The organism is Mesorhizobium japonicum MAFF 303099 (genome assembly GCF_000009625.1).
Classification (GTDB): Bacteria; Pseudomonadota; Alphaproteobacteria; order Rhizobiales; family Rhizobiaceae; genus Mesorhizobium; species Mesorhizobium japonicum.
The window spans coordinates 6,936,582-6,958,379 of record NC_002678.2; the positions used below are offsets into that span (position 1 = coordinate 6,936,582).

Genomic DNA, 21,798 nt, shown 5'->3' on the forward strand with positions numbered 1-21,798 from the left:
GTTGATTTCATGAATGAAGGCGGCCGAGGACGATCGCATCCTCGGCATCCCAGGCGAGCGGTACGGCGTCGCCAATGGCGACGGGTTTGGCGAAGAAGTCGGAATCGTCGACAATGACGGTAAAGTCGTCGATGCCGGCACCAGTGACGGAGAGTTTCACAGTGGCGCCGCGATATTCGATGTTGGCGACGATGCCGGTGAAGCCCAGCCCGGGCGCGGGTGCCTCGCCGATGCGCACATGGTCGGTGCGGATGGCGATGTCGATCGGCGCGCCCGCCTGCTGCGGCTTGCCGCTGGCGGCGAGCGAACCGCCGCCGTTGACCTCGAAGACGACCATCGCGTCTCGGCTGCTGGTGACCCGGCCGGAGATGACATTGTGGTCGCCCATGAAGCGCGCGACGAAGGCCGTGGCCGGCCGCTCGAACACCTCGCGGGGCGGCGCCGCCTGTTCGATGCGGCCGTCATTCATCACCACGATCAGGTCGGCAAGCGCCATCGCTTCCTCCTGGCTGTGGGTGACGTGGACGAAGGTGATGCCGAGCGATGTCTGCAATTTCTTCAGCTCTGCACGCATGCGGATCTTCAGGAACGGATCGAGCGCCGAAAGCGGCTCGTCGAGCAGCAGCGCCTCGGGATCGGTGATCAGGGCGCGGGCGAGCGCGACGCGCTGCTGCTGGCCGCCGGAAAGCTGCGCCGGGCGGCGCTTCGCATAGGCCTCCATCTGCATCAGCTTCAGCATGTCGAGCGCCTTGGCGCGGCGCTTCTCCTTGTCGACACCCTTCATCTTCAGGCTGAAGGCGACATTGTCGATGAGGTCGAGATGCGGGAACAGCGCATAGGACTGGAACATCATCGCCGTGCCGCGCTTGGCCGGCGGTAGGTCGGTGACGACGGTGTTGCCGAGCCGGACGTCACCCGACGAGATGCTTTCGTGGCCGGCGATCATGCGCAGCGTCGAGGTCTTGCCGCAGCCGGAGGGGCCGAGCAGACAGCAATAGGTGCCCGCCGGTATCTTCAGGCTGATATCCTCGACGGCGGTCGTCGTTCCATAGACTTTCGAAACGGACACGATGTCGATCTCGGCGGCTTTGGACATTCAGGCTTCCCCGTTTGGTCGCATTAACCAATGCATCATGCGTGCCAATATCGGGGTGATCGGCCAAGCATTTGAATTGTCTGAAGAATCAGGGTTCTTGCCTGCTGCCTGCCTGGTAGGCTATCTTGTGCATTGCACAAATTATGGGCGATTGTGCGCGATCTGCACAAAAATCGTATGCAATCTTTTTTGGCTTTGTGTTCACTTTGCCTCTCGTGTGCCGACGGCGAGTCGCGTTAGAAGGGTGCGGGAACATCATCGCCATGAATATTGCCGATCAGATCTATTCCACCGACAGTGCCAACCAGGATCGCGCGCAGGCGATTCGCGATAATCTGCGCGACGCCATCGTCGACCGCCGGCTGGCGCCGGGCACCAAGCTGTCGGAGGGCGAGGTCGGCACGCTGTTCGATGTGTCTCGCACCGTGGCGCGCGCGGCCCTGCAGATGTTGTCCTTCGAAGGCCTGGTGCGCACGGAGCGCAACCGCGGCGCGTTCGTCGCCAACCCCTCGCCCGAGGAGGCGCGCCAGGTGTTCGCCTCGCGCCGGCTGATCGAGCCCAGCATTGCCATTGCCGCCTGCGGACGCGTCACATCAGCCGACATCGCCGCCTTCAGGGCTCAACTCGACGAGGAGGGCCGCTTCATCGCCGAGCGCGGTCCGACCGCGCGGCGTTCCGAGATCAAGGCGTCCGGCGATTTCCATCTGCTGCTTGCTTCCGTCGCCGGCAATGCCATCCTGCAGCGCTTCATGGAGGAACTGGTCGCGCGCTCCTCGCTTGTCATCGCGCTTTATGGGCGGTCTGGCGTGTCAGCCTGCGGGCACAGCGAGCATACGGAAATTGTCGGCGCGCTGGAGAGCAGCGATTGCGAACGGGCCAGCCAGTTGATGCTGCACCACATCGACCATATCGAGGCCGATCTCGATCTGCGCGTCAGGGCGGGCCCTGCGCTGCGCGAGGCACTCAATTTCTAGTTTTCGTCGTCCGTGGCAGCGGGCGCTGCCTGTCCGGCTGCCTTGCGGCGCAGCACCTTGGTCAGCTTCCAGATCGTCGGGCTGTTCTTGACGAACGTTTTCAGCCGCGCGCCCTGGCGAAGCGTCTGCGCCAGGGCGCGGCCCTTCAGCGTCAGCGGGACCAGCACCTCGAAATGCCGGGTTTCGATATCGCACCACTGCCGCTTGTAGGGCTCGTCGCCGACGGAGAAATCGTAGACCGCGAAACCCGCCTCGCAGGCTTCCAGGATGTTGTCGAAGAACAGGAAATCGCCGGGACTGCTGTAGGCGAGATCGTCCTCGGCGATCGCTCCGAACTCGCAGATCAGGCGTTTCCCCGAACGGCTCGACCCGGTGATGGCGCGTAGCTTGCCGGCGACTTCCAAGCCATGCAGCACGAAAGAGGGCGTGTCCTCGGCAAGGGCCTGCGTGAACAGCGCCCTGAAGAAGGCGCGTGTCTGGTCGCCGCCGAAGACATTGGCAATGCCCATCTTGCGAAAGCGGAGCTCCTTCATCTCGAAGAAGGCGTCGAGCAATCTCTCCACCTCGTCCGGGCTGCGCGCCTCGATGCGCCGATGGCTGCCAACGGCGTCGAATTTGCGCATCTGCGACCGATGTTTCTTGCGTTTGCGCTTGCCGCTGGCGCGAAGCAGCAGCGCATCGAAGCCACCGGCGAGGTCGACGGCCAGCGAAAGATTGGGGCTGGCGAAATGATCGAGCGATGCGAGCGGATTGGCGGTACCATCGAGATCGGGCAGCAATCGTTCCAGCGCGATGAGATCGATGTCGGGGCGGGCCTTGGCAATGGCTTCAAATATTGAGCGGACGGGCGCGCTACCCGCCGTGGCCAGCCATTGCGGGTCGGCGGCGGCGAAATTGCCATTGGCATGGCGGCCGCCCATGAAACGGGCGACCCGGAACGGGCCTTGGCTGGCAATCTCCAGGGCCAGCGCGAAGACCGGCTTGCCTCCGAGAGTGAGCGTCGCCACCAACAGATCGGGTTCGAGCAGCGCGGCCCAATTCAAGATCCATATTGCGCCCTGTGCCGGCGCATAAAGCGCCGAGCGGCAGAACCCCGCATAGGCGGCAAGCCCCTCTGCACCCGCGACGGAGACCGATGGCCCGGCGGCATCCTTCGGCAGGGCGCGTGGCGAAGCCTCGGTCGCCGCGAGCCGATTGCCGTCAAATGACGCCATTGCGTCAACCATACCTCAATCCTTAAGGCGTATTGATCCCGATTTGGGGGGCGCAGGCGTATTCCGTGCTTGGATCAGCCTAGGCGCAAAAGGTGAATGAATGATCGACGGCGGGGAGGCAATCCGGAAACTGGCACTCAACGTCGCCCGCTATACCGGCCTCGCACCGCTGGCCAGGCCGTTTGTCGGCGGCATCGGCGCCATCCTGATGTTGCACCGCGTGACTGCGACACCGGAAAAACCCGACAGCGTCAACCGGCACCTCAACATCGCGCCCAGTTTCCTTGACGCCGTGATCGCCGACATGAAGGCGGACGGCTATGTTTTCGTCTCGATGGACGAGGCCGTGGAGCGCATCAAGGCAGGCGGCAAGGGCGGCCGGTTCGCCACCATCACCGCCGACGATGCCTATCGTGACAACATGACCGAGGCCCTGCCAGTGCTGGAAAAGCACGGCGCGCCGATCACCATCTATGTCGCGCCGGGGCTGATCGACGGCACCGCCGATCTGTGGTGGGATGTGGCCGAGGATATCGTCAACGCGTCCGACCACCTGACTTTGTCGACCTCGAATGGCCCGGCGGTGATCGATTGCGCGACTCCGGCCAGGAAGAGCCAGGCTATAACCCGGTTGCACGCCTACCTCGCCAACGAGGTCCGCGAGGAAGATTTGCGCACCGTGCTGCGCGATCTTGCCAGCTCGAACGGCGTTGACGCGGATGCCTCGCGTTTACAGACCCTGATGAACTGGGATGAGATCCGCACCGTCGCCGCGCATCCGCTGGTGACGGTCGGCGCCCATACGATCAACCACAGCAATCTGAAGCGGCTTTCCGAAGCCGATGCGCGGCGCGAGATCGGCACCGTAAAGGACATGCTGCGAGCAGAGCTTGGCAGGGAACCGCTGCATTTCGCCTATCCCTATGGCTATGCAAGCGCGGTCGGCTGCCGTGAAGTCGGCTTTGCCCGTGACGCCGGCTATGTCTCCGCCGTGACGACCCGCCATGGCGTGCTGCGCGCCGAACATGCCGGCTATCTGCATGCCTTGCCGCGCATTTCGATCAATGGCCGCTACCAGAGCCTTGCCCACGTCCGGACCATGCTGTCGGGCGTGACGACGCCGCTCGCCAACGCTGGCAAGATGGTCGTCACCATCTGACCGGGGTTTGCCGGCAATCCGCCGTGCGCGTTGATCCAGCCGCGTATGCCGCTGCGAGCCGAGGCGGCCCGCTTCAGCGCTTCGCCCGCGGCTCCAGCATCAGCCACTTGATGATGCCCATCGCCGGCAGCACCCAGAGCAGGCCGCTGAGCAGGAAGAACAGGAAGTGCACCAGAGCGCCCGATTCCGACAGACGGGCGACGGCGAAGATCGATGCGACCAGCGCATAGATGATGACCAGTGCCACCAGCAGGAACATTCCGATCAGCTTTTTCAGGCGAATGGGCATGGCTTGGCCTCGTTGATCGCAATCGCTTAAGCCGAACGCAGGACACGCGCAACCCGCGACATCGGGCGCGACGGCGTGCCGCGCTGCATGGTCTTGCCAGCACGGATGCTATGGTTCACCAATCCGCGACATTCAACCGGACTGGACAGATCATGGCTGCCATATCAGCCTCCGCGCCATACGTCGCCCGCGACCGCGACCTGCGCAACCGTGCGCTTGTGCGCGGCTGGCTTTATGTGGTGCTTCTGGTGCTGTTTGCGCTGGTGCTGGTCGGCGGCGCCACGCGGTTGACCGAGTCCGGTCTTTCCATCACGCAATGGCAGCCGATCCACGGCGTCATCCCGCCGCTCAACGACGCCGAGTGGCAGGAGGAATTCCAGCGCTACCAGCAGATCCCGCAATACACCGAGCTCAATAAGGGCATGAGCATCGAGGCGTTCAAGTCGATCTTCTGGTGGGAGTGGGCGCACCGTCTGCTGGCGCGCAGCGTCGGCCTGGTTTTCGCCTTGCCGCTGCTGTTCTTCTGGGTGAGCCGCCGCATCGAGCGCGGCCTGGGGCCAAAGCTGGTCGGCATCCTTCTCCTCGGCGGCCTGCAGGGCGCCATTGGCTGGTGGATGGTGGCCTCCGGACTGGTCGACCGTGTGTCGGTGAGCCAGTACAGGCTGGCGACGCATCTAACGCTGGCGGCGCTGATCTTCACCGCCACCATGGTCGTCGCGCGTGGTCTGGCGCCGCATTCCGAACCGGCGGCCGATCGGTCGACGCAGCGACTCGCCGGCTTCATCGTGCTTCTGGCGTTGATCCAGATCTATCTCGGCGGCCTGGTTGCCGGCCTCGACGCCGGCTTGAGCTACAACACCTGGCCGCTGATGGACGGCAAGATCATCCCCGGCGACCTGCTGATCCTCGAGCCGGCATGGCGCAACTTTTTCGAAAGTCCGAAGACGGTGCAGTTCGTCCACCGGCTCGGCGCCTACACGGTCTTCGCCGTCGCGCTCTGGCACATGATCGCCACGCGTCGGCGGCTGCCCGGCTCGACCCATGCGCGGCGCGCGACGCTGTTGTTTGTGCTGGTGCTGGTGCAGGCCTCTATCGGCATCGGCACGCTGCTGATGCAGGTGCCGCTGCATATGGCGCTGACGCATCAGGGTTTTGCCCTGATCGTGCTGGGTTTCGCGGCCGCGCACTGGCGCGGCACCAAGGGCGCCTATCCCTTGCCGCAGGAGATCGTGCTCAGGAGTTGATGCGGAGCCTCTCGGCTCGTCCCTGAGGTCAGAAATTCGCCCGCATCGCCCGGATCGCCTTGGCGATCGACAGTTCGCGGTTTTCCTCAACCGCATTGTCGTCCTCGTGGTGCCAGGCCGCGGATAGGCAGCCATAGGCGATGGCATGGTCCAGTATCGCTGCCGGTGATTCACCAAGCGTCTTGGCAAAGACTTCGGCCATATGAGCAATCCGCTCCGGATCGAGGCAAAGATCGTCGCGGTCGAGCGGGTTGTAGAACATGTTGGCGGCGTCGAAGCCCGGGTTGCCAAGCACGCCCTTCGGGTCGATCACCAGCCAGCCGCGCGGCCCGTGCAGGATGTTGTCGTGGTGGAGATCGCCATGCAAGGGCCTGATGTCGTGCGGATTGTCCAGCAGCCGTTCGGCGATCGCCGCGGCCTCGACATAGATGCTGGCGTGACCCGCGCCTCGGTCGGTTGCGGCTTTCCTGAACAGGCTGGTGTACCGCTCCGTGAGCGGCTGAAGCTCGGGCGGGTAGGGATGTTGTGACGGCGAAAACAGTTTCGTCATCAGCTCGGCCGCGATGGCGGTTGCGGCATTGTCACCCTGTTCATCGAGAACCTGCGTAAGCAAGGTTTCGCCAGCATATTCCAGCAGCATGCTGTGGCCGTCGCGGCCAAGCAGGCGCACCGCGCCTTCGCCGCGCCGCCAGGCAAGAAAATGCTCGCCACGCAGCTCGTCGGCGACATCGTCGAAAGGTTTGAGCGCCTTGACGACGGCCGGCGAGCCGTCGTCGCGAACAACCTTCCAGATGCGGCTTGAAAAGGTCTCGGCAATCAGTTCGGGCGCGCTGACTTTCCAGCGCGCCGGCAAGGCTGGTGCGTCCATCAAAGCCCGAGCATCAGGTCCATGTTCTGGACGGCGGCGCCCGAAGCACCCTTGCCGAGATTGTCGTAGACCGCCAGCAGCAGCGCCTGCGCGCGTTTGTCGTTGGCAAAGACATAGACCTTCATGCGGTTGGTGCCGTTGTAGATCTCGGGATCGATCTCCGGCATGCGCTCCAGATGCGCATAGGGCGCCACCTCGACCACACCGCCCTTGATGGCGGCAAAATGGTCGGCAATGGCCGCATGAAGCTCCGCGCCCGTCGGTACACTGTCGAGGCCGCCGAGCTGCAGCGGCACCACGGTGATCATGCCCTGAGCGAAATTGCCGACCGCCGGCTGCATGATTGGGTCATGCGATAGTTTTGCATAGGCCCGCAGTTCCGGCACATGCTTGTGCTGCAGGGTCAGGCCATAGGGCAGGAACTCCGAGGCGTCCTCGCCTTTGGCGACATAGTCCTCGATCATCGGGCGTCCGCCGCCCGAATAGCCGGAAATGCCGTTGACGGTGATCGGGAAATCGGCCGGAAGCAGGCCTGATGTGACCAGTGGCCTGAGCGTTGCGATCGGTCCCTGCGGCCAGCAGCCGGGATTGGCGACGCGTTTGGCCGTGGCGATCGCCTTGGCTTGTTCCTTGTCCATCTCGGCGAAGCCATAGGCCCAGCCTTCGGCGACGCGATGCGCGGTCGACGCATCGATGACCTTGGTGGTGTCGTTGGTGATCAGCGAGACGCTTTCCTTCGCCGCATCGTCCGGCAGGCACAGGATCGCGATATCGGCGGCATTGAGGAATTCGGCGCGCGCCGCCGTCTCCTTGCGGCGCTCGGTGGGAATGGAAATGATCTCCAGGTCGCCACGCTCGGCAAGCAGCGCCCGGATCTGCAGGCCGGTGGTGCCGTGCTCGCCGTCGATGAAGATTTTCGGTTTCATGACCTGATCAATTCCCTGATATTCCGAGACTATATGCCGTTGCCGTGATTCACCGCGGCACCGTTGTGATTGCCGTTGTTCATCTCTTCCTGCCGTGCCTTTCGTTCAGCCAACAGGCCGAGATACTGCATGGCGACCATCGAGCCGGCGATCGCCGTTATATCGGCGTGATCATAGGCCGGTGCAACCTCCACGACATCGGCGCCGACAATATCGACCTGGTTGAGCTGGCGCAGCGTCGACAGGATCTTCGCAGAGGACGGGCCGCCGGCCACCGGCGTGCCGGTTCCGGGCGCATAGGCCGGGTCGAGGCAGTCGATGTCGAAGGTCAGGTAGGTCTTCTTGCCGCCGGTGCGGTCGACGATGGCGTAGGCGATGTCGGAGGCCCGCATCTCCTCGATTTCGTGACCGTAGAGGATCTTGATGCCGAACGTGTCGGGCGCGTGCGTGCGGATGCCGATCTGGATCGACCGGTCGGGATCGATGATGCCTTCCTTGACCGCGCGGCCGACGAAGGATCCGTGGTCGATGCGCTTGCCGTCATCTTCCCACGTGTCCTGGTGCGCGTCGAACTGCACCAAAGCGAGCGGTCCATGGATGGCGGCATGTGCCTTGAGCAGCGGCCAGGTGACGAAATGGTCGCCGCCCAGCGTCAAAAGGAAGGCGCCTGATTTCAGGATCTTGGCCGCTTCGCGCTCGATCGTGCCTGGCGTCTTCTGGTGGTTACCCGAGTCGAGCAGGCAATCGCCATAGTCGACTACCGCGAGATGTTCGAACAGATCGCGCGAGAACGGATATTGCGGGTCATTGTCGAGGATCGCCGAGGCGCGGCGAATCGCTTGCGGCCCGAAACGGGCGCCGGGCCGGTTGGTGACGGCGGCGTCGAAGGGGATGCCCCACACCACCGCGTCCGCGCCTTTCACGTCCTTGGTGTATTTGCGCCGCATGAATGACAGCGCGCCGGAATAGGTCGGCTCAAGGGCGCCACCCGTTTTGGAGCGGGCGGTGAAGGCATGGTCGATGTTCTTGGTCGCCATTACTGGTCCTCGTTTTCATCGGGGTGCAACAACTACAGAACCGGCATGGAAGATGCCAGTCACAGCTTGGGGAGACGAAACGGCGCCGCCCGGGTGCCACGGCAAGACAGGATTTGTCCCATCATGACGCAGGCCGCGTTTCTTAATCCGTCCGATGCCGTGGTGTCGACCCATGCCGGCACGATAGCGGGCGAGCGCTTCCAGGTTCTCGATTCGTGGCGCGGCATCTGTGCGCTTCTTGTGGCGCTGTTTCATTTCCCGACCGCTTCCGCGCTCTCGCAGAGCAGCTTCATCGGTTCGTCCTACCTTTTCGTCGATTTCTTCTTCGTGCTTTCCGGTTTCGTCATCGCCAGCAGCTACGCCAATCGGCTGAGCCAGCCGGTAGGGGTCGCCCGCTTCGCGCTGGTGCGTTTCGGCCGCATCTACCCGCTGCATCTCATCATGCTCGCGGCCTTTGCAGGCTTCGAACTGCTGCGGCTGATGCTGCCGCAACCGCATGGCACCGGCGCAGCCCCCTTCACCGGCGGTTTCGATTTGAAGAGCCTGCTTGCCAATCTGCTCCTGCTGCAAGGGATGGGCTTTGAGGATCATCTGACCTGGAATGCGCCAAGCTGGAGCATTTCGGCGGAGTTCTTCGCCTATCTCCTGTTTGCCGGCGTCGTCTTCATCGCCGGCGCGCGTGCCTGGATATGGTTTGTCGCCGCCGCCGTCACCGGGCCGCTGTTCCTGCTCGGCTTCTCCACGCATCATATGGATGTGTCCTACGATTTCGGCTTCATCCGCTGCCTCTACGGCTTCTCGCTCGGCGCCTTGCTGGCCTGGTTTCAGCATGATTCCATTGCAGGGGCGCGACAGCTCCTCGCCAGAAGCGGCCCGCGGCTGAGCTGGACCCTTGCCGAAATCGTCATGGTGGCGGTCATCGTCGCTTTCGTCTCACTGGCGGGCAGCAATGATTTCGGCATCGCCGCGCCCCTGGTGTTCGCGCTGGCGCTGTTTCTCTTTGCCCATGAGGGCGGCTGGATTTCCGCCTTGCTGCGGGCGCCCTTCATGCTGACGCTCGGCGCGCTGTCCTATTCCATCTATATGGTCCACATCTTCGTGCAGGCGCGCCTGATCAACGTTGCCGGGCTCGTCGAGCACAAGCTTGGCCTCGGCCTCGTCGGCGACATCGTGCTGCGCGGCTCGCCAGCGACGGGCTTCGGCGCCGGCTGGGCTGGAACGATGGCAATCGTCGTCATGCTCGTCGCCACCATCGCCACATCGTGGATCACCTGGCGCTTGGTCGAAATGCCGGCGATGGCATGGTTCCGTCGGCTCTCGAAACGCATCTGACAAACCTTTCGCGAGAAACCGCTAGCCGGCTTCGTTCACCTCCCTGTCATGGGCATCGCCTATCCCGGCTTCGATCCGGCAAGGAGCGATTCTCGATGCGGACGATCTGGCTGAGCCTTCTGCTTTGCACGACCCTTGCCGCCGTCTCCAGTCAGGCTTCGGCAGCCGAAAGCCGCGCCAGGCAGATTCTCGACCGCTTCGAGCATGCCAACCAGTGGCGAGACCATGTCATGGTGGCCGCCCATCGCGCCGGCAGCATGCAGGCCGGCAAGACGCTTTATGCTGAAAATTCGCTTGCGGCTGTCGAGGGCTCGATCGCCATGGGCGCCGAGATCGTCGAGGTCGACATCAGGCGCTCGAAGGACGGTGAGTTCGTCGTCATGCATGACAGCTGGCTCGATCGCACCACGACCTGCAAGGGCGAGGTGGTGAAACATACGCTGGCCGAACTGAAGACCTGCCGGCTGGTGATCGAGGGCACCCGCGCCGTCACCGACGAGAGGGTCTCGACGCTGCGCGAGATGCTGCTGGCGACCAGGGACAGGATCCTCATCAATCTCGACAACAAGCTCGAAGTCGGCGATCTCCCGGGCATGATCGCGGTGGCACGCGATCTCGGCATGGCCGATCAGGTCATCGTCAAGGAAAACCTCTGGAACCAGACCAGGATCGCGACGGTGAAGGCGGCCATGGCCGCGATCGGCGGCGGCGTCCAGTTCATGCCGATCATCGCCGATGACGCGGTGCATGATGCCGGTTTCGCCGAGACGGTGGACCACGCCTTCTCGCCGCGCGCGATCGAGCTGATCAACTGGCGGGCGGGCGCGCAGACGCTGACCGAGACCGGCGGACCGCTGTTCAGCACGCGCATGCGCGCGGCCGCGGTGCGCGGCAACTGGCACATCTGGGCCGACACCTACGCCATCGTCAACAAGCCGGGTGGTTTCCTCGCCGGCGGCCGTGGCGATGAACTGGCGGTGCAGGCCAGTCTGCCGCGCGAGGCCTGGGGTTTCTGGGTCGATCGCGGCGCCACCATCATCCAGACCGACGAGCCAAAGGCGGCCATCGACTGGCTTGCGGCGAACGCCTACCGCGTGCCCTATGCCGGGACGGGCGAACGCATCGAACCCGCGGCGACCGCCAGCATCAATTGATTTCTTGCTTTCCTCGCCTCAGCGCTTGCCGTGACATTCTCGGCGGTCTGCGCCTTCCTGTTCATCCGCGACGCGGACCATTCGGCCGGATAGGAATGCGCAAATACAAAAAGGCCGCCCGGAGGCGGCCTTTTCGATTGTTTCCAAAACTGCGGAGCCTTAGCGCTTCGAGAACTGGAAGGAGCGGCGGGCCTTCGCCTTGCCGTACTTCTTGCGCTCGACGACGCGGCTGTCGCGGGTCAGGAAGCCGCCCTTCTTGAGCACGGCGCGCAGCGCCGGCTCGTAGTAGGTCAGCGCCTTGGAGATGCCGTGACGCACCGCACCGGCCTGGCCGGAGAGGCCGCCGCCGACGACGGTGGCGACGATGTCGTACTGGCCCGAACGGTTGGACGCGATGATCGGCTGGTTGAGGATCATCTGCAGGACCGGACGCGCGAAATAGGTCGCGAATTCCTTGTCGTTGACGACGATCTTGCCGGAACCCGGCTTCACCCAGACGCGCGCGATGGCGTTCTTGCGCTTGCCGGTGGCATAGGCGCGGCCCGACTTGTCGAGCTTCTGGACGTGGACGGGTGCCGCGGCTTGCGTATTGGTGTTGCCGGTGGCGGCGCCCAGTTCTGCGAGCGAGGAAAGCTCAGCCATCTTATGCGACCTTCTTGTTCTTGGAATTCAGCTTGGCCACGTCGAGGACTTCTGGCTGCTGGGCGACATGCGGATGCTCGGCGCCTGCATAGACGCGCAGGTTCTTCATCTGGCGACGGCCGAGCGGGCCACGCGGGACCATGCGCTCAACGGCCTTCTCGACGACACGCTCCGGGAAACGACCCTCGAGCAGCTGGCGCGCGGTGCGCTCCTTGATGCCGCCGGGGTGGCCGGTGTGCCAATAATAGACCTTGTCGGTGAACTTCTTGCCGGTGAACACCACCTTGTCGGCATTGATGACGATGACATTGTCGCCGTCGTCGACATGCGGGGTGAAGGTCGGCTTGTGCTTGCCGCGAAGATGATTGGCGATGACAGTGGCGAGACGGCCGACGACGAGACCCTCGGCGTCGATCAGGATCCACTTCTTCACCACATCCGCAGGCTTCTGCGAAAAGGTTGTCATGTTTTCTGCTCTCGGTTTTGACCTTCAAAGAGAAGGCGTTTCTTGTTGCTTGGATTGGCGATGAGACGCTTGCCCGCCGCCAATAACAAAACGGCGGTTTTGCGGGCCGCTGCTTCGTGAGGGCTTATAGGCGACGGGGAATTGCGCGTCAAGCCGATCAAAAAGCCCTTTAGCGAAGAAATGGCAGTAAAAACAATGGCTTAGTAAAAAGGTATTATTTTACCACATCACCAATGCGCTTCGGCGGGATCGAATAGGTGCCGGTGGCGTGAGCGATCGTCTGTCCTTCCGGGCCGGCGACGATGTCGATGGCGAACACCATCAGGCTCTTTCCCAGCTTCAGGATGCGGCAATGGCCGTCGATCGGCCCAGCCTCGGCCTTGCGCACGAAGTTGATGTCGAGGTTGACTGTGACGGACAGCGCATCTGGCCCGGCATGAGAGAGCACGCAGACATAGCCGCCAATGTCGGCCAGCGTGAACAGCGACGGACCGGATACCGTGCCGCCCGGGCGCAAATGCCGCTCGCCGGCATTGAGCCGCACGGTGCAGCCGCCTGGGAAAACGTCGATCGCCTCGTAATATTTGAACTGCTCGTTGAGCTGGGGATAGACGGTTTCCATCAGCACATTGACTTGTGCTGCGGTCAGCACTGGTTTGAGGTTGGTCTGGGCGGGCATCTCGGTCTCTCGCTTCTGCGCACGCCTGTATGAGCGCGGCAGGGCGTTGCTGGCAACACCTTCGATCCTCTGGCGCAAGCGATGGGTGTTGGACGAATGCCGATCCGATATTAGATAGTTTATAAGCCCGACCGGAATCGCGGAGACCCTAGCCATGGCCGAAATCCTTGCCATCAAGCCTGCCGTCGCCGAGGGGCCGGTCACAACCAGGCTGGATAAGGGCGTGCTGCGGCTCACGCTCGCCAATCCGCCCGCCAACGCTTTGTCGCTTGCGGTGATGGCGGCGCTGACGGCCGAACTCGACCGCGCCAAGGCCGACAAGACGGTTCGCGTCATCATCCTGTCGGCGGCGGGAAAAGTGTTCTGCGCCGGCCATGATCTCAAGGAAATGACCGCGCGGCGTGCCGATGCCGATCGCGGCAAGGCTTTCTTCGAAGAGACGTTCGCGGCTTGTGCCCAGCTGATGCAGGCGATCGTGCGCCATCCCATGCCGGTCATCGCCGAAGTCGACGGCCTGGCCACCGCCGCCGGCCTGCAGCTTGTCGCCAGCTGCGACGTGGCGATCGCCTCGCATGAGGCGACCTTCTGCACGCCGGGCGTCAATATCGGCCTGTTCTGCTCGACGCCGATGGTGGCACTGTCGCGCAACGTCTCGCGCAAGCATGCGATGGAGATGCTGTTGACCGGCGAGACGATCGACGCAGCAACCGCCAAGGAATTCGGCCTGGTCAACCGCGTCGTGCCGCGCGAATACCTGAATCAGATCGTCACCAAATACGCGCAAACCATTGCTTCCAAATCATCTTTGGTGGTGAAGACCGGCAAGGAGGCTTTTTACGCGCAGGCCGAAATGGGGCTGGCGGATGCTTATGCCTATACCGGCCGCGTCATGGTCGAGAACATGCTGGCACGCGACGCCGAGGAAGGCATCGGCGCCTTCATCGGCAAGCGCAAGCCGGAATGGACGGACGAGTAGCCGTGGAACCGCGCATCTCCGTCGTCACGATTGCAACGGATGATCTCAACCGTGCCGTGCGCTTCTACGAAGCCATGGGTCTGAAACGGCATGCCGCGATCACCGACGGCGTCGCCTTCTTCCAGATGGGCGGCGTCATTCTCGGCCTGTTCCCGCGCGCCAGTGCCGAGGAGGATTCCGGCATCACCTTCGCCGAGGCGCCGTCCGCCGTCTATCTCGCCTACAACACCCGCTCCGACGCCGAGGTCGACGAGGTGCTCGCCATGGCCGACAAAGCCGGGGGCCGCATCGTCAAGCCGGCAGGCCGCGCCTTCTGGGGCGGCTGGTATGGCTATTTCGCCGATGCGGATGGGCATGTCTGGGAAGTGGCGCACAATCCGGCCTTTCCGATCGCGCAAGACGGCACGATTTCGCTGCCTGGGTGATGGCGTACCGCAAACAGCTGACGCGGCTCAAGGCGCCCTATCTCAAGCGCATCCTGCTCGACCCCGGGCGCGTGGAGGATTGGGAAAAGTATCCCTGGAACCTGCCGCTGTTTCGCGGCCGCGAATTCGAACTCGAATTCACCGCGCCAATCACCATCATCGTTGGTGAGAACGGCACCGGCAAATCGACGCTGCTGGAAGCGATTGGTGCTTTGGCCGGCTATGACGAGGCCGGCGGCGGCAAGGGCTACATGCCGGTCGACCACTCTCGTGCCATCGACAAGAGCGGTGCCGCACTGGCCGACAATTTTCGTTGCCACTGGCTGCCGAAGGTTACCGCCGGTTGGTTCTTCCGCGCCGAATCCTTCTATTCCGTTGCCCGTTACCTCGACGAGGCAGCTAGGGAATCGGGCGCGACGCCGCCGGATTTCCTTTCCTGGTCGCATGGCGAGGGTTTCATCCGTTTCTTCGAGGAACGCTGTCGCAGGCAAGGCATCTACATCCTCGACGAGCCGGAGAGCGCGCTTTCGCCGTCGCGCCAGATCGAGCTGCTGAAGATGCTGCGCCGCATGGACCAGTCCGGCACCGCGCAGGTGATCATGGCGACGCACTCGCCATTGTTGATGGCCTGTCCCGGCGCGCGGCTGTTCCGCATCAGCCGCTTCGGGCTCGAGCCCGCCGACTTTCGTGATACGGACCACTTCCGCATGTTGCGCGATTTCAGCAACGACCCGGATGGTTTTCTCGCCGAGGCGTTGTATGAGGACGAGGCATGAACCACGATAGCTACGACAATACCTACATCGGCGGCATCCTCAATTCGGTGAAGACCATCGCCATGGTCGGCGCGTCGGCCAATGACGTCAGGCCGAGCTATTTCGTGCTGAAATACCTGCTGGCCAAGGGATTTTCGGTGTTTCCGGTCAATCCGGGCCAGGCCGGCAAGGAAATCCTCGGCCGGATGACCTATGCCAGTCTGGCCGATATTCCGGAGCCGATCGATATGGTCGACATCTTCCGCGCCGCGACCGCGGTGCCGGGCATCGTAGACGAGGTATTGCGGCTCGATCCCTTGCCGAAAGTAATCTGGATGCAGCTCGGCGTGCGCCATGACGAGGCGGCCGCTCGCGCCGAAGCCGCCGGCATCAAGGTTGTGATGAACCGCTGCCCCAAGATCGAATACGGCAAGCTCTCCGGCGAAATCGGCTGGACCGGCGTCAATTCAGGCGTCCTGTCGTCCAAGAAACCGCTGATGCGCCAGGGTTTCCAGAGTTTCGGCGTGCGCCAGAAATAGGTCGCGAGCGAGAAGCGCAAAATTATTCCGGCAGATGCCGCGTTTTCCTGCGGCTTGGCTGAAAGTTCCGTGCCGAAGGGTATTTTCTTCTTTGCATTCCGAGCCGGGCTTCGCCAAGAATGCCCGGCGAATTTTGAGAAGTTCTTAAGGGAGGTTTTTAGTGACCCGTACGCCCGGTTTCAACACGCTCGCCGTCCATGCCGGCGCCAAGCCCGATCCGGCCACCGGCGCGCGCGCCACGCCGATCTACCAGACGACCTCCTTCGTCTTCGATGATGCCGACCACGCCGCGTCGCTGTTCGGCCTGAAGGCGTTCGGCAACATCTACACCCGCATCATGAACCCGACGCAGGCCGTGCTTGAAGAGCGCGTCGCGGCACTCGAGGGCGGCACGGCTGCGCTTGCGGTCGCGTCCGGCCACGCCGCGCAGGTCATCGTGTTCCACAATCTGATGCAGCCGGGTGACAATTTCGTCGCTGCGACAAGGCTTTATGGCGGCTCGATCAACCAGTTCGGCCACGCCTTCAAGAATTATGGCTGGGAGGTGCGCTGGGCCGACACAAACGACCTCTCGACCTTCGAGAGCCAGATCGACGACAGGACCAAGGCGATCTTCATCGAGAGCCTGGCCAATCCGGGCGGCACTTTCGTCGACATCGAGAAGATCGGCGACATCGCCCGCAAGCATGGCCTGCCGCTGATCGTCGACAACACGCTGGCCTCGCCCTACCTGATCCGGCCGATCGAGCACGGCGCCGATATCGTCGTGCATTCGCTGACCAAGTTCATCGGCGGCCATGGCAATTCGATCGGCGGCGTCATCGTCGACGGCGGCACCTTCGACTGGTCGAAATCGGGCAAATATCCGATGCTGTCGGAACCGCGCCCCGAATATGGCGGCCTCGTCCTGCACGAAACCTTCGGCAATTTCGCTTTCGCCATTGCCGCGCGCGTGCTCGGCCTGCGCGATCTCGGCCCGGCGATTTCGCCCTTCAACGCCTTCCTCATCCTGACCGGCCTCGAAACCTTGCCGCTGCGCATGCAGCGCCATTGTGACAATGCGGTTACGGTTGCCGGCTGGCTGTCCAACCACCCCAAGGTCGCCTGGGTGAATTACCCCGGCCTACCCAGCGACAAGAACAATGCGCTGCAGAAGAAGTACTCGCCGCTCGGCGCCGGCGCCGTGTTCACCTTCGGCCTCAAGGGCGGCTACGAGGCCGGCGTCAAATTCGTCGAGGCGCTGGAACTGTTCTCGCATCTGGCCAATGTCGGCGACACCAAGTCGCTGGTCATCCATCCGGCGTCAACCACGCACCGCCAGCTTTCCGACGAGCAGAAGGTCAAGGCCGGTGCCGGTCCGGACACCGTGCGGCTTTCGATAGGCATCGAGGACGTCACCGATATCGTCGCCGACCTCGAACAGGCACTCGCCAAGGTCTGATTGCTGATGGCCGCCTTTCTTTCCGTCGACACCAAGGGCGTCGAACCCGAATCCGGCGCGCCCGCGCCGGATCGCCTGATCTCGGGCGATCCCAAATTCCGCACCTGGAATGTCGAGGAGCGGGACGGCGGCCTCTATGCCGGCATCTGGGAATCGACCCCCGGCAAATGGCGCATCGTCTATGATGAATGGGAATTCTGTCACATCCTGTTCGGCGTTTCGGTGATCGCGGAAGACGAGGGCGAAGCGCGCACCGTCAAGGCCGGCGACAGTTTCGTGCTGAGGCCGGGCTTCAAGGGCAGCTGGGAAGTGCTTGAAACCACCCGCAAGGAGTATGTGATCAAGCTGTGATCACTTCGCCGGAAACTGGCTGAGGCAGGCTTCCGACGCTTTGTCGTGCGCCGTCAGCAAATCGGCGTCCTGTGCCTCTATATCAGCGTCTGAGATCTCGTCTCGATAATATTGCGCCAGGAGGTCGAGCCCCTGCTGGCTAACGCCATAGGTCGGGATTTCGCGGGCGACGCAGCCGCATAGCGCGAGTGCGCGATCGGGCGAGCCGGTCTTGTGGTTGGTCAGGATGAAATCCTGCGCCGGGCAGGCGTCGAGAAAACCGTTGAAGTTCAGCTTTTGCTGTGGCTGATCGCCATGATCGAAATAGGCCGGCGGCCATTGGCTTTTGCCGCTCGCGACATCGCAGCCTGTGGCGACGTCCTGGGCGCTTTTCGACAGGATGAGCCAGGCATCCTCCTTGTCGCCTATGGGGTAGTCGAAATCTTCGCCGAGAAGCGAGGCGGTATAGGCGTCAAGGTCGGCCTGCGTGAAACCGACCGTCTGAAATCGGTTGAACTGGCATTGGCAAGCGGCGCTCACTTGCTCTGTTTCGCTCTGTGAGGACTCTTGGCTCAGCTTGTTTTTCTGGCAGGCCGAGACAAAGACGGCGCCGTCTAGCGACGATGCGGGAAAAGTGGAGGCATCGACATAGCGCTTTCCGTCCCAGCCGATCGTCATTGTGTCGGACTGGATGTCGAAAAAGCCGTTCCGTTTGAAGGGGCTGAGCGCGATCTTGTCCTGCGGCACCAGCCGCGCGCCGGGAATGTCGCCGAGAACCTCTTGATAGCTGTCGCCTTCCAGGACGAACAGGTAGTTGCCGCAATTGACGCCGTCGCAGCCCGGCGCGTAGCGGTAGGCGAAGATCTCGGGCAAGCCGTCAAGATTGAGATCGACCTCGATGGCGAAGGATGCCAGCGGCAGGCCCTTCGATCCGGTCTGCCGCTCCAGAAGGCCCATCGCCATTTTCTGGGCGATGGCCATGCTGTTCTCCCAGGGAATGTTCTCCGGCTGTTGCCGGGCGCGTGTCGTGGTTCCCAGGCAGGCGCATAGCAACGCCAGTGCGAACGCCGCCGCCGGTCTCCAAAACAGTCTCATCGCGCAGCCCCAGGCCCGCGATCGTTCAGAAGCCGACGGCGAGCGTTTCCAGCCCATGGAAGTGGTAAGTGTCGCGGAAGCGTGACTGTTCGGCAAGATGCAGCCGCGGGTGCCGCTCGAACAAGGTTTTCAACGACACCTGCAATTCGAGCCGGGCCAGCGGCGCGCCGATGCAGAAATGGATGCCGGCGCCGAAGGACACGTTCTTCTGGTCCGCACGGTCCGGCCGGAAGGCCTGCGGTTCGGCGAAGGCGCGCGGATCATGATTGGCCATGCCAAGCAAGAGCCCGATGGTCTGGCCCGGCCGGACGACGATGCCGGGCGCAATCTCGATCTCCTGGTAGGCATAGCGCATGAACATGTGCAGCGGTGCGTCGAAGCGCAGGCATTCCTCGACCGTTGCGGCGGTCGCTTCCGCCGAGGTGAAGAAACGGCTGGGGTCGCCGCCTTGCGCCAGGATCGAGCGCACCGCATTGCCGGTCTGATGGACGGTCGCTTCGTGGCCGGCATTGAGCAGCAGGATCGCCGAGGACACCATTTCGTCCTCGGACAGCCTCTCACCGTCCTCCTGCGCCGAGATCAGCAGCGACAAAAGGTCGTCGCCGGGATTTCTGCGCCGCTCGGCGACGTAACCGCGCAGGAAATCGGCAAATTCGCTCGCGGCGCGGTTGGCTGTTTCCTCGGTCTCGCGGGTGCGGCCGTGGATGTACATGGCGACCATTTGGTGGGACCAGTCGAGCAGTTGCGGCCCCATCTCGACCGGCACGCCGAGCATTTCGGCGATGATGGTGATCGGCAAGGGAGAGGCGAAGGCGGGAAGCAGGTCGACCGGTCCGGTCGGATCAAAGCGGTCGATCAGTTCGTTGGCGAGCGCCTCGACCCGTGGCCGCAGCCGCTCGACCTGGCGCGAGACGAAGGCGCGGTTGACCAGCGTTCTCAGCCGCGTGTGCACCGGCGGTTCCAGTTCGAGCATGGAGTTGGCTTCAATGCCGTCGAACGCTCTGAGATGGCTGCGGTCCTGGCCGACACCGCGGCTGTCGGGAATGCCGGCCGGGTTCTGGCGGCCGAAGCGGCGGTCGCGCAGCAGCCGGTTGACATCATCGAAGCCGCCAAAGCACCAGAAGCCGAATTCCTCCCAGAAGAAGGCATTGGAGACGTCGTGCAGGAAGCCATAGGCCTCGTACGGGTTCAGGAAGAAAGCCGGCTCGTGCGGGTCGAGCCGCAGCCGTCGGGTGGCTGGATCAAAGGCCAGGTATGGGAGCGTCGAATTGGTCATGCCAGACCCATAGCGCGGCTTGCCAGCCTCATTCCAGACCGTATGTTGGCGCCGGTACTCCAATGAATTGAGCCAGCCAATGCGGCCGCGGAAGGTCTGAGCGGATGAACGTGATCGTTGTCGGCGCGGGGATTGCCGGTCTCTCCACGGCGTGGTCGCTGGTCAAGGCCGGCCACAGCGTGTCGATCGTCGAGCAGGGGCCGATCCCCAATCCGCTGGCCGCGTCCAGCGACCATCACCGCATCATCCGCCGCGCCTACCGCGCGGGAACCGGCTACGGAAGCCTGATCACCGAAGCCTATGAGGCCTGGGACGAGATGTGGGCCGATCTCGGCGAAAGCCATCTCGATGCGCGCGGATTCGTCTGCATTTCGCGCGAACCGGGCGACGAGGCCGAGGAATATCTCGAGGGCCTGGAAGAGGGCAATTTCCCTTTTGAATTGCTGGAACCGGACGCAGCCGTCGAACGCTGGCCGTTTTTGCAAGCCGGCACGTTCCGCTATGCCTATTATTCGCCGGAAGGCGGCGCGCTCCACTGCCGCAAGATCGCTTCCGGCCTTGCCGCCTGGCTGCGCGCAAACGGCGCCAATGTCTACGAACGCAGCAAGGCGACCGCGATCGACTCCGAAACCGGCCGCATCGTGCTCGAAAGCGGCGAAACCATGCAGGCCGACCGCATCGTCGTCGCTGCTGGCGCCTGGGTTCTGAAGCTGTTTCCGGAACTGGACGGCGAGCTGAAGACCTATCGGACAGCCCTTGCCTATGTCGAACCGCCGGCCGACCTGAAGGCGGCCTGGAAGGCGGCACCGGTCGTCCTCGACATCGGCGGCGCTGTCGATGGCTATGTGATCCCGCCCTCCGGCGGCGCCGGCATGAAATTCGGTTCCGGACTGCACCGAGTGCCGACGAGCGATGCCGACTGGAACCGTCAGCCGGTGCCGGGCGAGGGTGAGGCGATCCGCAACCTGTTTTCGCCACCGATCGCCCGCATCCAGGAGTATGAGGTGACCGAAGTGGTCACCTGCGCCTACACCTTCACCGTCGACGAAAAGTTCATGGCGCATGCGAAGGGCAAGTGCCTTGTTGTCTCTGCCTGCTCCGGCCATGGCTACAAGTTCGGCGCGGCAGTCGGCAGGCGAGTCGCGGCGGCGCTCGGCGATAGCGATATCGCCGGCCTGAAGCGTTGGCTGCGGGCGGAGGTAGCCTAATCCTGGCAATGTCTCGGAATATGCACGCGCCGCCAGCCTGACGACCCTTCGCGGACCAGCACGCGCCGCGTGACGGTCCGGTAGGAGGCAGGGACGTCAATGATGCGCCTTTGCTCCGGCTGCACCAGGACCTCCTCGGCGATGCTGTCGTACTGTGCCGGGGTGACGACGCGCCTTGAGCGCTCCGGCTGGATCACCACCGTCTCGGCGACGCGTTCATAGCGCGCCTTGTGCCAAATTTTGCAAAGAACCTTGCGGCCATGTATGACGCGCCATTCCCAGGCATAGCCGCCGCCGTCGACCCTCACCGTGTGGTAGACGGTGCGGGTGATGGCGGGCACGACCTCGTAGGTCACTTGTGCCGGAACGGTCATCACCACGCGTTCGCGGGTGCCATAGATGGGCGGGGTATAGTCGACCTGCTGGCCGGGCGGGCTGACCATCACGTCTTCATAGACCGTGTCGTAGACATCAGGCGTGCGGATCGGCTCGTAGCATTCGACGGCGTGGCCGCCGGCCGCTGTCGCGGAAATCGTGCCGAGCACGGTCAGCCCGGCAATGGTGAAGCATGCGGTTTTCCTGAACATGATACTCCCCCTGTTGAACGGCCGATGACGGTTCAACGTTGGATTGTAGGGTAAGGGGCGTCCGGGAAAAGCGGATTTGCCGCATT

At 63.3% G+C, this 21,798-nt stretch carries 24 protein-coding genes; 12 read left to right on the forward strand and 12 right to left on the reverse strand.

Annotated elements, in window-relative coordinates; genetic code table 11:
- Nucleotides 1–7: 7 nt before the first annotated feature.
- The gene (locus tag MAFF_RS34310; protein WP_010915626.1) at nucleotides 8–1,096 is read right to left on the reverse strand and encodes an ABC transporter ATP-binding protein; all 1,089 of its coding nucleotides are present in this window, start codon (nucleotides 1,094–1,096) and stop codon (nucleotides 8–10) included.
- Between the two features lie 263 nt (nucleotides 1,097–1,359).
- Here MAFF_RS34310 and MAFF_RS34315 point away from each other — a divergent pair, with 263 nt between their 5' ends.
- Complete coding sequence (locus tag MAFF_RS34315) at nucleotides 1,360–2,070, forward strand: GntR family transcriptional regulator (protein ID WP_044550254.1); 711 nt, start codon at nucleotides 1,360–1,362, stop codon at nucleotides 2,068–2,070.
- Here MAFF_RS34315 and MAFF_RS34320 read toward each other — a convergent pair.
- On the reverse strand, nucleotides 2,067–3,296 hold the full coding sequence (locus tag MAFF_RS34320) for a GNAT family N-acetyltransferase (RefSeq protein ID WP_010915628.1): 1,230 nt from the start codon (nucleotides 3,294–3,296) through the stop codon (nucleotides 2,067–2,069). The genes MAFF_RS34315 and MAFF_RS34320 overlap by 4 nt on opposite strands.
- Before the next feature lie 88 nt (nucleotides 3,297–3,384).
- On the opposite strand from MAFF_RS34320, the gene MAFF_RS34325 reads away from it, so the two are divergent.
- Nucleotides 3,385–4,443 (forward strand): polysaccharide deacetylase family protein, encoded by a 1,059-nt coding sequence (locus MAFF_RS34325; RefSeq protein ID WP_010915629.1) that lies wholly within the window; start codon nucleotides 3,385–3,387, stop codon nucleotides 4,441–4,443.
- Nucleotides 4,444–4,516: 73 nt separating this feature from the next.
- Here MAFF_RS34325 and MAFF_RS34330 read toward each other — a convergent pair whose 3' ends face one another.
- Nucleotides 4,517–4,732 (reverse strand): DUF2842 domain-containing protein, encoded by a 216-nt coding sequence (locus MAFF_RS34330; protein WP_010915630.1) that lies wholly within the window; start codon nucleotides 4,730–4,732, stop codon nucleotides 4,517–4,519.
- A gap of 152 nt (nucleotides 4,733–4,884) precedes the next feature.
- Between MAFF_RS34330 and MAFF_RS34335 the strand changes: the two genes are divergently transcribed.
- Entirely contained in the window at nucleotides 4,885–5,976 is a 1,092-nt protein-coding gene (locus MAFF_RS34335; RefSeq protein WP_080512007.1) for a COX15/CtaA family protein, read from the forward strand.
- A 28-nt stretch (nucleotides 5,977–6,004) separates the two neighbouring features.
- Here the strand turns inward: MAFF_RS34335 and MAFF_RS34340 are convergent, their stop codons facing one another.
- The 3 genes from MAFF_RS34340 to speB are packed head-to-tail and all read right to left on the reverse strand — an operon-like array spanning nucleotide 6,005 to nucleotide 8,807.
- Nucleotides 6,005–6,847 (reverse strand): aminoglycoside phosphotransferase family protein, encoded by an 843-nt coding sequence (locus tag MAFF_RS34340; protein ID WP_425280328.1) that lies wholly within the window; start codon nucleotides 6,845–6,847, stop codon nucleotides 6,005–6,007.
- Nucleotides 6,844–7,770 (reverse strand): N-acetyl-gamma-glutamyl-phosphate reductase, encoded by a 927-nt coding sequence (gene argC / locus MAFF_RS34345; RefSeq protein ID WP_010915633.1) that lies wholly within the window; start codon nucleotides 7,768–7,770, stop codon nucleotides 6,844–6,846. The genes MAFF_RS34340 and argC overlap by 4 nt, the downstream gene beginning before the upstream one ends.
- A gap of 29 nt (nucleotides 7,771–7,799) precedes the next feature.
- Nucleotides 7,800–8,807, reverse strand: coding sequence for an agmatinase (speB, locus tag MAFF_RS34350; protein ID WP_010915634.1), 1,008 nt, complete (start codon nucleotides 8,805–8,807; stop codon nucleotides 7,800–7,802).
- A 123-nt stretch (nucleotides 8,808–8,930) separates the two neighbouring features.
- Here speB and MAFF_RS34355 point away from each other — a divergent pair, with 123 nt between their 5' ends.
- Nucleotides 8,931–10,139, forward strand: a complete 1,209-nt coding sequence (locus MAFF_RS34355; RefSeq protein WP_010915635.1) for an acyltransferase family protein — start codon at nucleotides 8,931–8,933, stop codon at nucleotides 10,137–10,139.
- 95 nt (nucleotides 10,140–10,234) lie between these two features.
- Nucleotides 10,235–11,293: a glycerophosphodiester phosphodiesterase family protein gene (locus tag MAFF_RS34360; protein WP_044550258.1), complete on the forward strand. Its 1,059-nt coding sequence runs from the start codon at nucleotides 10,235–10,237 to the stop codon at nucleotides 11,291–11,293.
- Between the two features lie 159 nt (nucleotides 11,294–11,452).
- Here MAFF_RS34360 and rpsI read toward each other — a convergent pair whose 3' ends face one another.
- From rpsI to MAFF_RS34375, 3 genes are all read right to left on the reverse strand, one after another.
- Nucleotides 11,453–11,935, reverse strand: a complete 483-nt coding sequence (gene rpsI / locus MAFF_RS34365; protein WP_010915637.1) for a 30S ribosomal protein S9 — start codon at nucleotides 11,933–11,935, stop codon at nucleotides 11,453–11,455.
- A gap of 1 nt (nucleotide 11,936) precedes the next feature.
- Nucleotides 11,937–12,401 carry a 50S ribosomal protein L13 gene (gene rplM / locus MAFF_RS34370; RefSeq protein WP_010915638.1) on the reverse strand — a complete coding sequence of 155 codons (465 nt, stop codon included), beginning with the start codon at nucleotides 12,399–12,401 and terminating at the stop codon, nucleotides 11,937–11,939.
- Nucleotides 12,402–12,615: 214 nt separating this feature from the next.
- Nucleotides 12,616–13,080, reverse strand: coding sequence for a PaaI family thioesterase (locus MAFF_RS34375; protein ID WP_010915639.1), 465 nt, complete (start codon nucleotides 13,078–13,080; stop codon nucleotides 12,616–12,618).
- 154 nt (nucleotides 13,081–13,234) lie between these two features.
- On the opposite strand from MAFF_RS34375, the gene MAFF_RS34380 reads away from it, so the two are divergent.
- From MAFF_RS34380 to MAFF_RS34405, 6 genes are all read left to right on the forward strand, one after another.
- Nucleotides 13,235–14,056, forward strand: a complete 822-nt coding sequence (locus MAFF_RS34380) for an enoyl-CoA hydratase (protein WP_010915640.1) — start codon at nucleotides 13,235–13,237, stop codon at nucleotides 14,054–14,056.
- Nucleotides 14,057–14,058: 2 nt separating this feature from the next.
- Nucleotides 14,059–14,481 (forward strand): VOC family protein, encoded by a 423-nt coding sequence (locus MAFF_RS34385; protein WP_044550261.1) that lies wholly within the window; start codon nucleotides 14,059–14,061, stop codon nucleotides 14,479–14,481.
- Complete coding sequence (locus MAFF_RS34390) at nucleotides 14,481–15,257, forward strand: AAA family ATPase (protein ID WP_010915642.1); 777 nt, start codon at nucleotides 14,481–14,483, stop codon at nucleotides 15,255–15,257. The genes MAFF_RS34385 and MAFF_RS34390 overlap by 1 nt, the downstream gene beginning before the upstream one ends.
- Nucleotides 15,254–15,775 (forward strand): CoA-binding protein, encoded by a 522-nt coding sequence (locus tag MAFF_RS34395; protein WP_010915643.1) that lies wholly within the window; start codon nucleotides 15,254–15,256, stop codon nucleotides 15,773–15,775. The genes MAFF_RS34390 and MAFF_RS34395 overlap by 4 nt, the downstream gene beginning before the upstream one ends.
- A gap of 160 nt (nucleotides 15,776–15,935) precedes the next feature.
- The gene (locus tag MAFF_RS34400) at nucleotides 15,936–17,216 is read left to right on the forward strand and encodes an O-acetylhomoserine aminocarboxypropyltransferase (protein WP_010915644.1); all 1,281 of its coding nucleotides are present in this window, start codon (nucleotides 15,936–15,938) and stop codon (nucleotides 17,214–17,216) included.
- Between the two features lie 6 nt (nucleotides 17,217–17,222).
- Entirely contained in the window at nucleotides 17,223–17,567 is a 345-nt protein-coding gene (locus MAFF_RS34405; protein ID WP_010915645.1) for a cupin domain-containing protein, read from the forward strand.
- Here MAFF_RS34405 and MAFF_RS34410 read toward each other — a convergent pair whose 3' ends face one another.
- Together MAFF_RS34410 and MAFF_RS34415 are read right to left on the reverse strand one after the other, a co-directional pair.
- Nucleotides 17,568–18,527: a hypothetical protein gene (locus tag MAFF_RS34410; protein WP_157866131.1), complete on the reverse strand. Its 960-nt coding sequence runs from the start codon at nucleotides 18,525–18,527 to the stop codon at nucleotides 17,568–17,570. It lies immediately after the preceding gene.
- 139 nt (nucleotides 18,528–18,666) lie between these two features.
- Nucleotides 18,667–19,917 (reverse strand): cytochrome P450, encoded by a 1,251-nt coding sequence (locus tag MAFF_RS34415; RefSeq protein WP_010915647.1) that lies wholly within the window; start codon nucleotides 19,915–19,917, stop codon nucleotides 18,667–18,669.
- Between the two features lie 104 nt (nucleotides 19,918–20,021).
- Here MAFF_RS34415 and MAFF_RS34420 point away from each other — a divergent pair, with 104 nt between their 5' ends.
- Nucleotides 20,022–21,125: an NAD(P)/FAD-dependent oxidoreductase gene (locus MAFF_RS34420; protein WP_010915648.1), complete on the forward strand. Its 1,104-nt coding sequence runs from the start codon at nucleotides 20,022–20,024 to the stop codon at nucleotides 21,123–21,125.
- Here MAFF_RS34420 and MAFF_RS34425 read toward each other — a convergent pair.
- Complete coding sequence (locus tag MAFF_RS34425) at nucleotides 21,122–21,712, reverse strand: hypothetical protein (protein ID WP_010915649.1); 591 nt, start codon at nucleotides 21,710–21,712, stop codon at nucleotides 21,122–21,124. The two genes, MAFF_RS34420 and MAFF_RS34425, sit on opposite strands and share 4 nt — an antisense overlap.
- Between the last annotated feature and the right edge of the window lie 86 nt (nucleotides 21,713–21,798).

Bases quoted from the DNA above. Each gene is read 5' to 3' on its own strand.
- MAFF_RS34405 (WP_010915645.1), top strand. From the start codon at position 17,223: ATGGCCGCCTTTCTTTCCGTCGACACCAAGGGCGTCGAACCCGAATCC.
- MAFF_RS34380 (WP_010915640.1), top strand. From the start codon at position 13,235: ATGGCCGAAATCCTTGCCATCAAGCCTGCCGTCGCCGAGGGGCCGGTC.
- MAFF_RS34415 (WP_010915647.1), bottom strand. From the start codon at position 19,917: ATGACCAATTCGACGCTCCCATACCTGGCCTTTGATCCAGCCACCCGA.
- MAFF_RS34425 (WP_010915649.1), bottom strand. From the start codon at position 21,712: ATGTTCAGGAAAACCGCATGCTTCACCATTGCCGGGCTGACCGTGCTC.
- MAFF_RS34355 (WP_010915635.1), top strand. From the start codon at position 8,931: ATGACGCAGGCCGCGTTTCTTAATCCGTCCGATGCCGTGGTGTCGACC.
- MAFF_RS34320 (WP_010915628.1), bottom strand. From the start codon at position 3,296: ATGGTTGACGCAATGGCGTCATTTGACGGCAATCGGCTCGCGGCGACC.
- MAFF_RS34375 (WP_010915639.1), bottom strand. From the start codon at position 13,080: ATGCCCGCCCAGACCAACCTCAAACCAGTGCTGACCGCAGCACAAGTC.
- MAFF_RS34325 (WP_010915629.1), top strand. From the start codon at position 3,385: ATGATCGACGGCGGGGAGGCAATCCGGAAACTGGCACTCAACGTCGCC.
- MAFF_RS34315 (WP_044550254.1), top strand. From the start codon at position 1,360: ATGAATATTGCCGATCAGATCTATTCCACCGACAGTGCCAACCAGGAT.
- MAFF_RS34395 (WP_010915643.1), top strand. From the start codon at position 15,254: ATGAACCACGATAGCTACGACAATACCTACATCGGCGGCATCCTCAAT.
- MAFF_RS34390 (WP_010915642.1), top strand. From the start codon at position 14,481: ATGGCGTACCGCAAACAGCTGACGCGGCTCAAGGCGCCCTATCTCAAG.
- speB (WP_010915634.1), bottom strand. From the start codon at position 8,807: ATGGCGACCAAGAACATCGACCATGCCTTCACCGCCCGCTCCAAAACG.
- MAFF_RS34420 (WP_010915648.1), top strand. From the start codon at position 20,022: ATGAACGTGATCGTTGTCGGCGCGGGGATTGCCGGTCTCTCCACGGCG.
- argC (WP_010915633.1), bottom strand. From the start codon at position 7,770: ATGAAACCGAAAATCTTCATCGACGGCGAGCACGGCACCACCGGCCTG.
- rpsI (WP_010915637.1), bottom strand. From the start codon at position 11,935: ATGGCTGAGCTTTCCTCGCTCGCAGAACTGGGCGCCGCCACCGGCAAC.
- MAFF_RS34360 (WP_044550258.1), top strand. From the start codon at position 10,235: ATGCGGACGATCTGGCTGAGCCTTCTGCTTTGCACGACCCTTGCCGCC.
- MAFF_RS34310 (WP_010915626.1), bottom strand. From the start codon at position 1,096: ATGTCCAAAGCCGCCGAGATCGACATCGTGTCCGTTTCGAAAGTCTAT.
- rplM (WP_010915638.1), bottom strand. From the start codon at position 12,401: ATGACAACCTTTTCGCAGAAGCCTGCGGATGTGGTGAAGAAGTGGATC.
- MAFF_RS34410 (WP_157866131.1), bottom strand. From the start codon at position 18,527: ATGGCCATCGCCCAGAAAATGGCGATGGGCCTTCTGGAGCGGCAGACC.
- MAFF_RS34335 (WP_080512007.1), top strand. From the start codon at position 4,885: ATGGCTGCCATATCAGCCTCCGCGCCATACGTCGCCCGCGACCGCGAC.
- MAFF_RS34330 (WP_010915630.1), bottom strand. From the start codon at position 4,732: ATGCCCATTCGCCTGAAAAAGCTGATCGGAATGTTCCTGCTGGTGGCA.